The sequence below is a fragment of the Alteromonas sp. M12 genome (assembly GCF_037478005.1).
Classification (GTDB): Bacteria; Pseudomonadota; Gammaproteobacteria; order Enterobacterales; family Alteromonadaceae; genus Aliiglaciecola; species Aliiglaciecola lipolytica_A.
Window position 1 is genome coordinate 3,155,151 of sequence record NZ_CP144164.1, and the last position, 13,451, is coordinate 3,168,601.

At 36.0% G+C, this 13,451-nt stretch carries 11 protein-coding genes; all 11 read right to left on the reverse strand.

What is annotated here, in order from left to right; translation table 11 throughout:
• Positions 1-59: 59 nt before the first annotated feature.
• Complete coding sequence (locus tag VUI23_RS13660) at positions 60-1,199, reverse strand: TDP-N-acetylfucosamine:lipid II N-acetylfucosaminyltransferase (protein WP_342804685.1); 1,140 nt, start codon at positions 1,197-1,199, stop codon at positions 60-62.
• 76 nt (positions 1,200-1,275) lie between these two features.
• A complete protein-coding gene (locus tag VUI23_RS13665; RefSeq protein ID WP_342804686.1) occupies positions 1,276-1,998 on the reverse strand; it encodes a class I SAM-dependent methyltransferase in 723 nt (240 codons plus the stop codon).
• A gap of 161 nt (positions 1,999-2,159) precedes the next feature.
• Positions 2,160-3,194 carry a glycosyltransferase family 2 protein gene (locus VUI23_RS13670; protein WP_342804687.1) on the reverse strand — a complete coding sequence of 345 codons (1,035 nt, stop codon included), beginning with the start codon at positions 3,192-3,194 and terminating at the stop codon, positions 2,160-2,162.
• 72 nt (positions 3,195-3,266) lie between these two features.
• Positions 3,267-4,493 (reverse strand): glycosyltransferase, encoded by a 1,227-nt coding sequence (locus VUI23_RS13675; protein WP_342804688.1) that lies wholly within the window; start codon positions 4,491-4,493, stop codon positions 3,267-3,269.
• A gap of 8 nt (positions 4,494-4,501) precedes the next feature.
• Positions 4,502-6,799, reverse strand: coding sequence for a hypothetical protein (locus VUI23_RS13680; RefSeq protein ID WP_342804689.1), 2,298 nt, complete (start codon positions 6,797-6,799; stop codon positions 4,502-4,504).
• A gap of 48 nt (positions 6,800-6,847) precedes the next feature.
• Positions 6,848-8,344: a CDP-glycerol glycerophosphotransferase family protein gene (locus VUI23_RS13685; RefSeq protein WP_342804690.1), complete on the reverse strand. Its 1,497-nt coding sequence runs from the start codon at positions 8,342-8,344 to the stop codon at positions 6,848-6,850.
• 42 nt (positions 8,345-8,386) lie between these two features.
• A complete protein-coding gene (locus VUI23_RS13690) occupies positions 8,387-8,845 on the reverse strand; it encodes an adenylyltransferase/cytidyltransferase family protein (RefSeq protein ID WP_342804691.1) in 459 nt (152 codons plus the stop codon).
• An 11-nt stretch (positions 8,846-8,856) separates the two neighbouring features.
• Positions 8,857-9,738 carry a LicD family protein gene (locus VUI23_RS13695; RefSeq protein ID WP_342804692.1) on the reverse strand — a complete coding sequence of 294 codons (882 nt, stop codon included), beginning with the start codon at positions 9,736-9,738 and terminating at the stop codon, positions 8,857-8,859.
• A gap of 22 nt (positions 9,739-9,760) precedes the next feature.
• Positions 9,761-10,936 (reverse strand): acyl-CoA reductase, encoded by a 1,176-nt coding sequence (locus VUI23_RS13700; protein WP_342804693.1) that lies wholly within the window; start codon positions 10,934-10,936, stop codon positions 9,761-9,763.
• Positions 10,933-12,039 carry an acyl-protein synthetase gene (locus VUI23_RS13705; protein WP_342804694.1) on the reverse strand — a complete coding sequence of 369 codons (1,107 nt, stop codon included), beginning with the start codon at positions 12,037-12,039 and terminating at the stop codon, positions 10,933-10,935. Before VUI23_RS13705 ends, VUI23_RS13700 begins: the two co-directional genes overlap by 4 nt.
• Entirely contained in the window at positions 12,036-13,451 is a 1,416-nt protein-coding gene (locus tag VUI23_RS13710; RefSeq protein WP_342804695.1) for an AMP-binding protein, read from the reverse strand. The genes VUI23_RS13705 and VUI23_RS13710 overlap by 4 nt, the downstream gene beginning before the upstream one ends.

Sequence of the window (13,451 nt, forward strand, 5' to 3'; positions counted from 1 at the left end):
GTTTCCTATCAAAAATTCTAAAGTTGCGAAAGAGTCATTTAGATCTCAAATTAACTGCATTAAAAGTATGACTTGACCAATTGAATAAGTTTATAAGTTCTAATGCTAGTTTGTTGATAACTAAACATATTTAATGCTTTTTCTGCATTCGTATTCGCCTGCTTCTCAGTTAATTGAAACTCACCTATATTAGAGCCTGAATTCAAATCATTAATAGAATAAAATACGTATCCTCTATGTTTGAAAAAGTTAAATGCAGGACATTTTTCGTTTAAAAAAACAGTACAACCAGTTAAAAGTCCAATCCAAATATTCCCCATAGCTTGCTGTCTGATGTGATTCATTACCATGTACTTAGATCGTGCAATTAAATTAACGTATTGGCCAAACTCAAAAAACTCATCAATGATTTCAAAGTTATTAGCGAGCACTGTTTCAGCTGCATCTTTTATTTCATTTTTATAATTATCGAACCCATAAGACATAGGAATATAATGAACGAGGCTTCTTAGAGATTTGTTTTTAGTAGCAATAGATAAATAATCTAGGTGATTATTAGTGATAGTAGAACTATTTCCTAACCAAAGGCTATCAGTTTTAACTATACAATCTTTGGCTTTAACTACTTTTTTCATTGGATAATCAAATCCGTAGCGCCATTCGATATATTGAAGATGCTGAGTAAACGAGTGCTTAGCTTGAATTATTTCGAATTCCTCTTCAAAAACTGGACAAAACAAATTAATTTTTAAAATAGCTTGAATTTTATTGTTTGAAACTGTGTACTTATTTGAAGGGTTACCATCGACTAGCCGTAATTTCGAATATAATTGTTTGGACTTTGTTTCAAGTAGATCAGAAAAGTCATCATACATTAAGTCTAAATAATCAAACCCCCAGCCTTTCCACATAATGACTGTAGATCCTTGTGTCATTAAATTTATTATGTTGGCATGCAAAGGAGTTAAACAATGCACGACAAGTAAATCAAAAGCTTCTAACTTTCTGGCGACAGTTAATTGTTCACTAACTTCAAAATTAATGTACTTATTTAAACTCGAGTTACAAATAGGGATTTCAGCCATTTTTTCATCTTGCTTTTCAAGAAAAAAAATATGTTCATCCAATTCAACCTCATTAAATAAGTTGATAACATTGTCGATGTGTTTATGGTTAACAGCAAGGTGTGCAATTCTCATGTTACTTTCTTATTTACGTTAATTAAAAAAACATTTTCATTACAAATGAACATTTGGGAAAATCTCACACACTAACTTAACTATCTAAGCTTCTAACCATAAAAATTTTCTCTTCTTCAATAAAACCGAATTTGTTTTTTTTCTGAGGATATAATCTATCACTAGACTTCCAGTCGAAAACTTGAACATCAAAACCTGCCTCTCGCAATTTATTTGGGTAATCTTGCCCATATAATCTTACATGGTCTTCCTGTCCAAAAGCATGTAAACGCCCCTCTTCGGTATTTATACTCAGATCTTCGTATGTGTGTTCGCTGTTTAGTGAAATAGGTACCTGGAGAATTGCAGCGCCAGTGTTATTTTTTAATACACGCTTAAGTTCATTTAACGCTTTTTTATCATCAGGAATATGCTCTAATATATGATTCGCGATAATCAAATCAAAATGTTCATCTGGGAAAGGAATGTCAGTCATATCAATTGTCATATCAACATTTTTTGCGTTTAAATCAGCTGTTATGTAATTTGAAAATATACTCTTTAATTTACGCCTTAATACGGTTTCTGGTGCAAAGTGAAGAACCTTTATATTGTCACTTAAAAGAGATGGCTGAAGCTTTAAAAACATATAAATTAATCTTTCTCTATCTAGACAACCGCAGATAAAACATCGCGCATTATCTCTTCTACCACCGCCAACAACTTGCTTTTCATACATGACTGGCAAATCGAAGCCATAGGGCTTAAAACTACCCATATAAAAATTACACATGGGACATTTATGTTTAAAACCACTCACTTCTTTCCAGCGTTTTAAACGCCTTATTAACCTCGCGAATTCCACTACTTTCCCTCAAAATGCCCATTCTTTTTAGAATAAACTTTGTTTATAAACAACTTATCGACCAATTTGTTAAATCAGTTAATTTATATGTTCAGCTAAAAAATAAATTGAATTCACTATTTTCTAAAAAAATGTATGACACGTCTAAAGTCAAAGGCGATTGCTTGCTTCAACAGATCAAATCCGAAATTGCGGCTTTTTTTCAACCCATCAACTCCAAATAACTTTACAAACAGCATTACTCCCAGAAGTCCATTTCGCCAAGCTTGCCGACGAAACATATCTAATAATAACCATTCTACCTGTTGTTGGTTGTATCTAGAGTTAGGTAATGCTCTCAAAATCGTTTGCATAATAGTTGCAGAACGTTTTAAGTAGGTTAAATTAAAATCGAGATTTAATGTCTCAGCCGGATATACTAACATTCTTGCAATATCTGCGGTTTCTGCTTTGCAATCAAAGACCGTTAATTGATATTGAACAATTTCTAAACATCCCTGATTTTGACGGTATTTTTGAGCGATAGTCTCTTGACCACTATGCTCACGGTATGTCATCAATGGTTCCTCAACTAACCCGATTTTTCCAAATTTTGACAACTCTACCCAAAAAAGGTAATCGCTAGCACCTGATATCCAAGTTCGAAACTTAATATTATTTTTACGACAAATATCAGCCCTAAACATACTGCCTGGATTTAAGATGTGGTTATAAAACAATAAATACTCTGGATTCAAGTAATGCTTAGGAACTGCAATAAGCTTTCTATTTTGACTACTTTGCTTATAAAAGTGACAGGTACAATTAACATACTCAGGGTGGGTATCTAAAAACTTTAGTTGCTGCGCAATGCGCATAGGTTCTGCTATATCATCAGCATCCATCCAAGCTGCAAGATCTGTTTCGCAAAGTTGAAGTAATTTATTTCGGCTTGCAATGATACCTAAATTCGTAGGGTTACAATGCACCTGTACTCTGTTATCTTTTGCTGAAAACTGCCTTGCAATATCTAATGTGTTATCCTTGGAACCGTCATCCAAAACTAAAACAATTAAATTTAGATAGCTCTGCGTCAAAATGGACTCAAGCGCTTCAGTTAAATAGTTTTCGACATTAAAACAAGGGATTAGAACAGAAATAGGAACTGACATAAATTATTTTTCAGCATGAATTAACAAAGCAAACTCATGTCCTTGTGCAAGTGCTGTCATTAAAATAAGGTATTAATTTATACAATTTTTTTCCCTCAGCAATTTTTCATAAAATGAAATTGTCTTCATTACAAAATCCTCATTGGAGAAAGACTCTAAGGCAACATTTCTGCTTTTATTACTTTCTTTCTCTAAACCTTCGAAACTAAGATGGGTAATAACATTATATAACTCCTGCCAATTTCCCGTCTTAACCAAATGACCATTACATCCATTGGTTATCATCTCTACAATACCCCCAGTAGCATAACCGTACACTGGAGTTCCTGCTGCTAAGGACTCCAAAACAACCAGTGGAAAGTTGTCAGCCTTACTGCAATTCAAAAAAATATCTGCTGCATTATAGTATTTATTTAGTTGCTCAACCTTTTTTTCATAACCAGCGAAAGTACAATTTAAACCATCAAAATGATGTTTGTCCTTTTTTGTAACTTTACCAACAACAATAACTTGAATATTTTCTCCTAAGCTATGTAAAATTTTTAATGCGTCATCAGTACCTTTGATTGGACTATTAATTTGGAACGCGATAATTAACAGTGTTAACTTATGCGGATCTAAGCCTAATGATTTTTTAACTTCATGTTTATCCATAGGATAAAAGCTTTTAGTATCAACGCCATTATTAATTACGACGATTTTATCTGTATCAATTACGCTCTCGTGGGCTTGATTTTTCAAATACTCCGAGGGAGAAATGATGTGTATTTTTTTGCTGTGTAACCAACGTTTTAGTGTTAAGTGAAAACTGGTTAAATCATACTTTCCCTCTAATGGCCAAACCGAATGTTGTGGGCAGTTTCCACAATCCGATTGAAAACGAACACAACCTAAAGGATATACACAACCACCGGTAAAAGGAGAAAAATCATGCATTGTCCAAACAACAGGGAAATGGTTAGTAAGAAGCCCTATACTAATTGGCGAAAGTGCTGTTGTCGTATCATGAATATGAACTATATCTATTTCTAAACGCGTCAATTCAGATTTAAGATAAAGATATTCCAACGGAACGCTTTCTTGAAGACCAACACTTTGAAATCTATATTTAAGCCATTTAAAGAGCTTTTCATGGGGACCAAATAAATTACTTTGATTAGTCTCATAACCATGTTCACTATCTCTTCGAAAGTGATGGCAGAAATGTCCATTTTGTCTCAACAAATTAGCTAAAGTAGTCGCAACTTTACTACCACCTCCGCCGAGGTTAGCGGCTTTAGAAATTATAGCTATTCTCATAAAAGCCTCTACAGACTTAAAATATTGATCGAATCGCTGTTATATTTTTGCGATAGCTTAAATATGTTTTTCGCAATTTCATCTTTAAATCTCATTGAACAAATTACAATATTTTGACAGTTTGATTTTATAGCTTGCTCTAGCGATATCACTGGGTATCCAAGAAATTCATAACTTCCCGATACTTCTGCTTTTCGATCAATTACCATCTCAACATTTAGTGAATGTTTATCTATATAGTGATGCAATTTTTCAAAAAATTCTCCTGCACCGTATATACTAAAGCTTTGCCACTGGTTTTGATTGATTAGTTCATATAATTCTGCGACGTCGTTGTCAGTATTCTTTGCCATTAAGCCATACTGCTTTTGCATAAACTTGTCTGACAACAAATTCAATATTGCTTGTGGCCAATGAATTTTTCCAATTTTCCATCTCGTGTAACGAGTAAATTCTAAAAAGGTATTTTCAAAACCAAAATCTTGCACTTGTTCGAGTTGATTTTCACAAATAACTGTATAAGTGAAGTCTGAACCAAAATTATCTTGATGATACACTCGTGTAAAAAGCTTTGCTTCTTCTATAGTTGGAAATTGAACATACCGTAATAATATGCAATTTACATCGGCTAAATTAATGTCTCCAAAGCCCAATTCATGGTGCTGATTAAAATATTCATGCGCACCTTGCATAAAAGCTTTTACGATAGTTGAATTACCATCTAGCTTAGGTGCTAACATAAGCTTACCATCATCACTATATGCCAATGTAGTACCACAATCCCCAACTAGAAAAGCCTCTACGCATTCAGGTGTTCGCGCTAATAACTTCGCGGCCTGATTTGTTTCGGTAAAAGTGTTAATAAAGCTTGAGTATGTTGTTGTTGATGTGTATCGATATATTCTTTTAGATGCATAGAACAATAAATTGGCAGAACAAGGTCGTCCAAATATTTGCTGAATTTGATATTGAATTGTCCCACCATTACCTAAATCTACTACTGTGCACTTCTCATAGGGAGTAACAATGTTTGTCTCATAATAGTTGATAAAATTCGATTTTTGAGCGCTTATATAATTCTTTATTTTCTTTATATTACTAGCGGCTAATTCGGTAAGACATTTGAGTACACTTCGACCATTATAAAACAGCCCATCAGATCTTTTTACTAAACTATTATGGAATTTGGAGTAAATATCATCCGGTTTAAGATGAAAATCACAATAAAAATCTGCAACCGTATAACCCCTAGGAATTATAAGTAGATTAATAAGATCGACTAACCAGTTCTTTGATGTAACGTCTATAGAGGGCCAAAATGTTGATTTACGTGATGCAAACAGTTTTTTGACAGTTATATGGCTGATGTTTCGTTGCGACAACCTTTGTTCAATTAAAGGAACATATACTTCTGCTTCGCGCATCAAACAAAGGATAGTATGACTATTCGCACTAATGGTTTTATCAATGACCCAATCTGAAAAGGCTAAAAGAGCAGGCCCCCAAACAAACGCGCCAATGTCAAAAGCAACAGGTTCTGCCAGTACATATTTATTTCCACAATGGTTTGTAATAGATAAATGTCGAGCCGCATTAAAATCTAATGAACCGGGTGAACATAATTGTTCGGTATCAAAAATCTGTTTGCTATTTAGAGCGCCTGCCACATGAATAGCCCGTCCTCCAATTTTATGAGGTACTTCAAAATCCGACTTTAGATTGTCCCCTACATGTAACCATTCAGAATACTCCAAACTAAGTTGCTCTTTTACGTAATGAAACAATTGCCCTGATGCTTTATTTTTTTTATATTCTGATGATACGTATAGTGGGATATCGCAAATCCACTTGTTTTGATCAAAAAATGTTGTATGAATCTGCTCTTTACTAAGATACATATCAGACAAAAATAAAACCTGAATCCCTTGGGCTTTTAACTCAGTTATTAGATTCAACAGGGGCTCAAATAAAAAACCGTATAGAGTTTCAGTCTCTAATTCACTTTTCAGTAATGCCGCTTTAATTGATTGCGAAAAAGGCATGTAATCATATATTTCTTCTAGTGAGACTTCTTTACCAGGAGCGTTGTATTTCGCTTCTTTTTCTGCAGAGATCCTTAACTCTTCAAACTCATTTTTACTTAACGCTAATCCAATACTGTCGTTAACTTTTGCATAGCTCAATGCAAAGATGTCAGAAGGTTTAGATACCTTTCGATAAATTAACGTATCAAACAAATCAAAAGACACTACTTTAATATCATGTTGTTTGATATGAGACTTAATGTTAAAGATTAATACAGACATAAACTGCCTCTTTGAAGTAGTGTGAATAATAAAAATCAGAGTTAAATATCAACATTGCTCGGCCAATAACTTTGATGCTTCTTCAAAAATAACGGCTGAACTATTTCCAATATTTTTAGGCTCATAGAGTTTTCCAAGCAGGTTCTGCCTTTGCTCTCCATATTGATCTTGATTTAATGAATCTATGATACTTGCATATAAACTTTGAATATCTGTAGGTTTCATGCCGGGGGTATTTTCATCAAAATCTAACATAAAATCACCGTGACGTTTTACGTATTCTAATTTGTCATAAACAAAAAATACGATTGGTTTATCTAAAAGCAGATAGTCAAAATAGATCGATGAATAATCTGTAATTAGTAATGATGACATGGCTAGGAGCGGATAAATATCATTCGTACTGGGATAAAAAACAATATTGTGTTGATAGTTCGAAGTAAATTGATAATCATCGTTTTCCATTGAATCAAAAAATGATTCAGGCCGGATGAACGGATGCATTTTCAACACTATATTCAAATTATTTTGCTGAGCAAACGAATTCAATTCATCTAAATTAATCGGATTATTTTCAAATGAATCTCCGCGCCAAGTCGGCATGTAGATAACCAGTTTGTTGCTTGATGTTTTTGCCCATTCAAAAATGCGTTTTTCCACCATACCCAGATTTTTTTTATCACTATTTTTTTGAAATAAAACATCATTTCTAGGATAACCAGAATTAATAATTTTTTTATAATTAAAAATTTCAGAAAAAGCATATTCAGTGACAAAGTCAGAAGTCGATATCATTAAATCGTATTCTACGACTTTGTAGTCAGCCATATGACCAATTTTTTTTAGCGGAATGCCATGCCATAGTTGAATGGTTTTGGAGCCACTAATAGCACACCGAAGATCTTTAGTGATAGGTGTATGATCTAAAATAGTGAGCTTGGCTCTAAGGCTACAGAATATAAATTGCCATGAATGTATATCGATGACGTTAAAACCTAGGGGTTTAAGCAGTACTATTTGTGCTTTATTATCGGTAGCAATAGTTGCTCGTATTTTAGGTTGGGCAGAAAAATACAAATAAAGCTGTTTGATATTTAGATCGATAAAATCCTGACTAAGAAACAGCACACTATTATCATGTTGCAGATATTTTTTAAGGTACCGCTGCAATACTAAGTGTATTTGCGGTAAAACATTATTCTTTGTCTTATCCCACCAAAGCTTGAACGCTGAAATTTTGCTAAAAACACCATTATAAATAACCAATTGACGTTTTGATTTCGCTACGCCTACGCCACCTAACCCTTTGTATATTTCCAGACCATAGTTAGGTGAGATAATTAAAACTTTATCAAACTCCTTGTTTATTAGCTCATCTGGATGGAGGATATCCTTCCCTTGTTTTGTTTTGTCCACAAAGCCTAAAATATTCACATCCAAATGTTGAACAAGGGACCGTTTAAGCTTTTCTGACATTGGGGTAAACGGAGTAATGTAAACAGATTGCCCAGAGACAAGGCCCAGCTGTTCTATTTCTAATGACATACTTTATCCAAAACTATTTACTCCCCAACACACTTACAATGGCTATTCTAGCGCTTTTACAATATCCAATACGCCATCCAACCCTTGTTTAATTTTTTGAATAGCAGCGCTATCAATTTGTGACAGTACTTTTTTTAGGTCGGTTGTTGAAATACTTGGAGTACGAGGCAAATAAATCACTTCACACAGGGCCTGAAGCTCATCAAATTTACCTTCCCAGTCAGCACCAATACCAAACACATCGACATCGTGCTCTTTGATATCCACGGCTTTTTGTGCCCAGTCATTTTCAGGTATCACTAAGTCAACGCAACGTAATGCACCGACTATTTTTGCTCTTTCTGCATACCCATAAATACATTGTTTACCTTTAAGCAGATTAAATTCATCGGTAGATACCCCGACGATGAGCTTATTGCCAAGTTCTTTAAGGCGCTCCAACATATTTACATGACCTATATGAAGGAGGTCAAAGGTGCCATAAGTTAGAATTGTTTTCACCGTAAATACCCTTAATAAACGGTAGATGATTTAATATCATCCAAGGTCCAATCTGATTTCGGGGTTTGCCAATCACCATAATGGCGACTCAAATATCCTTCGACATCATTTGGAATAAAAATTGACTTACCTCGGAAGGTAAATGGAACAACCTTTCGCATGTGGCGACTTGGCATCGAAAAGCCGCGCGATGCAATAGCATAGTCCATCACTTCTTGATCTAAATACTTAACGAAAAAGTCGATAAATGGAAGCCGACTAGAATTGTTCAAAGGTGCAAGTTTAAAACTTCTAGTTGCCCCCACTTTTACTAAACCGAATGGCTTCTCAGCAAAGTATTCAGTTATTCCCCAAGGTTGTTTTGAAACCTTCTCCAATGCAGTTAATAATGTTTTTTGCTGCTGCTTGATGGTTTCAATATCGTCACTCAATACTGCAAAATCAAAATCGTCATCCCAAGGAATAAAAGCATCATCGCGATATATACCTAACAATGTGCCGGCATCCACGTGATAGTGGATATCACATTGCGTTAACGCCTCACATAATGCCAATAATAATTGTTCTGAACTCTGTTGAATATCTTCACTGTCGCCAAAATGAAAGCGTTTTATTTGTGTCGCGTGAAGAATATTAATCTTATCTGCGGGAATATTTTCTTGCTGCTTTAACTGCTGATTAATTTGTTCAAAATACTCGCTGGCGATCATAATGAGATCATATTCAAGGCAATGTAATTGATTAACTGAAATGATTGGAAGTCCATCTAAAACGCAACCAACTTTACTTACGTCGTTATCACAAAAAGCCAGAATACAGAATTTGGACTGCAGATTTTGTTTTGCAGCAATTCCTGCTTGCCCTGCCCCAAAAATAATAACTTTCTGCTTCAAAATACTCGCCTCAACTGCTAATTCAACTAAATTCAACTGAACGTGAAAGTTGTTCAAATAGATTGTAACCATCCCAACGGCTAGAAAAATCGAGGGCGCGTCCTGCAGGTACAACCCTATCAATTCCTTGTATCGACGGATTTTGAGCAAACTTGATTAAGGCGTCTTGCTCAAGGCCCCAATAACTCAAGGTTTGTAATTTATTACTGCTCAATAAAGCAATATCTTCCAAGCTGTTGATTGGTAAAAGTAAAAAGTAACCTCCTCCCAAATGCCAATCTAGCCAATTTTCATCAAACTCGGTGACTGGAATAACACCGATGGCGCTTTGGATGATTGGAGCATCAGCTTTTGCAGTGCTTTTTAATAACTGACTGGTGACTAAGTGATCATTCAAACTATTAATTTTATGTCCACTTTGTTTTGCAACTTGATTTAACTGGCGGAATAATTCGAGCTGCAAAATAGAATCACCTAACCAATAAACCAACCTCGGTGAAGAACAAGCCAATTGGCCATGGGGCTGGGTATCTTGCCAAAGTGACTCGGCCAATTGAGGAATATTTTCAGTGGTTAATTGCTGCCCATTGATCACACAGGCTGAATACCTGTCAGCAAAACTAATATCTCGGCAACGGGGTTTGCATGGCAAGTTACGAATAGCATTCACACTGTCATCGCCACCCCAAATCACTCGAACGTCGCAGATAAGACTTAATTCAGCAGAGTACGCTGAGTGTTTATCATAATGCACAAAAAGATTGTGTTGGCCAATTTGCACAAATTCTGGTTTAGCAAAAAGGAGGTTGAGAATATTCAGCAAGCAATCTTTTATATCACTGCTTTTTGTTGCGACTCGGATAACGTTGTTATTGCCCATCAACAAAGAACAAATCCAGCTGTAAATGAACATGGTATCAACGTTTGAAGGGGTAAAATGCACTACCCAACCAAGAGGTTTTATCACCCCAGTAGGCGAAAGGCTTTGCATCTTTTTCAGGTTGGATTTTCGCAACCAAAACCCTAACGCCACCAGCTCAGGGTAGGTTTTCGCTTCGCTATTTTTTAATAACTCATTAGACAAAGATTCGATAAACGCTAAAACGTTTTCATCAAAACATCGAAAATAGGGAATATTGTCGTTTATCACATCTAAACTGCCATTCACTGGAGCCAACATATTTAATGGCGACATCATAACTGCGCTCCATGTGTATCGCTGCACCCGCGCACTTCGGTTTTAGGCAAGCGGCCATTAATTGCAAAGTATTTCCCTTTAGCGCCGCAAGAACAGTTATCGACGCCCTTCAAAACACCGAGATCTTCGGTCAATAAACTGTGTCCTGGATAACTACTTGGCAGTGCAGATAAGACTTGCACTAAACCTTGTTCGCCAATATTGCATTGTTTTAATGTAAAGGGATCGCGGATCAACACATCGGCAAAGACAGGGGCATGTAAATGCCCTTTTTCACATTCCACAAAGATTGATCCGACCTGCTCCGCCATGCCGTAGAAATTGAAACAGCGTGAAATACCTGTAGTAGCGAATAAGCTTTGTTTAAAAGTGTCGTTATCAACTTGTTGATCAATCAGCTTTTTCCATCCACCGCTATGAATTAACACGCCTTTGGGCAAAGAAATCCGTTTATCACTTTGTTGTAACGTTTTTAAAAAATAGAGCCATACCATAAAGGTAAAACCAAAAATCAATATCGGTTGCTGAGCGTATTTTTCACAAAATGCCTCAATCACTGGCCAGTTAGGCTGCATGTTTTGGTCTAACGCATAGGTATGATCACGGCCAAAAAATGCCAAACCTTGAATGCCCGCAGCTCGAGCGCTAAATTCCGGTTTTTTTAAAATATCGGGGGAATCAATTATCAGCATGGGCAAACGCTGTTTACCTATAGTCTGCTGGAGAATTTTCACTAGCACCTTACTTTGTCGAGCACTGGTTTGTTTATCTAAATAAATAGTCGCTGGGGTTTGACTCGTTGTGCCAGAGGATTGTAGGGTTTTAAAGACTTCTTTTTCGTTAATACTTTTTAAGTTCAAGTGTTTAAACAAACGCACCGCTAAATAAGGAAGTTCTTCAATACGTTTAGCATCAGCACTGTGCTGTTTAACAATGTTCCTGTATTCGTCGTTTTGTAATTGGTGAAGCTGATGCAATTGATTTAAAACCGGTAACAAAAGCGCTTCTTTTTTATCTTGTTCAAGGGAATATACACCGGCGCTTAGCAGGTCTTCGAACAACCTTAGGTACTCTACAAGGATTGGATTATCAGTATTTTTCATGAGAATTTTTGCAACCCCAATTTAAGCACTGCTTGATAATCTTTTTTACCATTTTCAGTCAGCGGCAAAACATCAAGGTGAATCACTTTTATAACACTCGGGTGTAGATCCAATAGTTGGCTTATCCGCCCTTTTACATCATTTGCAGATTGTTCAATACTCAAAGCGGTTGTGCCAATCACCAGATAATTATCGTTACCTGTAGTTAACCCTGTAATACCCAGTTCTAATAACTTTCTTTCAACTTCATCGAGATCAATTCGTAATCCAAATAATTTTAGAAAGCGGGATTTTCTGCCTGCAATAAAATAATCACCATCTTCATCAAAATACGCTAAATCGCCAGTGGCTAGCCATGCATTTTTAGATTGGCTTGAATCAGCGGATAATGCATTCAAATCGGTAATATTACACACATAACCAAGCATTACATTCGGTCCTGTGTAAAACAGTTCACCAACGCTATTGGCCTGCTCGATTATTTGATTTTGCTCATCGACTAATTTAAATCGTCCACCTGGAATAGCACAACCGATTGATTCAGGTTTTTGTAGGACCAGATCTGGATGTAAAAAAGCCATTCGAGGGCTTGCTTCTGTCTGACCATACATCACGAAAAACTGACTTTGATTATTTTCAGCAAACTCACCTAAGGCTTTGACTGCATCAACATTAAGCTTGCCACCTGCTTGGGTAAAATAACGTAAATGAGGCAACTTTTTCTGATGGAAGCGCAATCTGAGAAGCATCTCATAAGTAAAAGGAACGCCCGCAAAACTGCTGATTTGATGCTCTTCAAATAACTGCCAATAATCACGACTAACAGGGCTTGCATCCGTAAAAACACAGCAAGCGCCCTTGTTTAAATGGGAATTGATGATAGACAAACCATAAGAATAGAAAAATGGCAGCGAACATAATGTTTTATCAGATGATTTTATCGGTAAATAGTCACAAATAGCATCAACGTTAGATTGTAAATTATCCGCACTCAGTGCAACTTGTTTAGCCGTGCCGGTTGAACCAGAGGTAGACAATAGTAAGTTCGCCATACAATGGGTCAGCGAGGTTCTAGATTGATGATATTGAATAGTAGTTTGTTGCTTGGCTTCACAGCTTATGGTCACCGTTGGAGCAAACTGCTCATACAAATTCTGCAAATCTGAGGCTGCTGTATCTGGACTTAATAACATTGCACAATGGCCCTGTCTAAGCGCGCTTAAATAAGCCACTAAGGTAGACAAACCATTAAAGGCCATAATAAAAATCACACCTTTACGGCGTCCTAAATGATGACTTAAGTCCAACTCTAAACGTAAACAAGCTTGTTCTAATTCAGCATAGCTAAGTCGCTGTTGTCCTTCGATTGCAGCTGTCTTTGCAGAATATTGGGAAAGCGCATCAAAAAACAT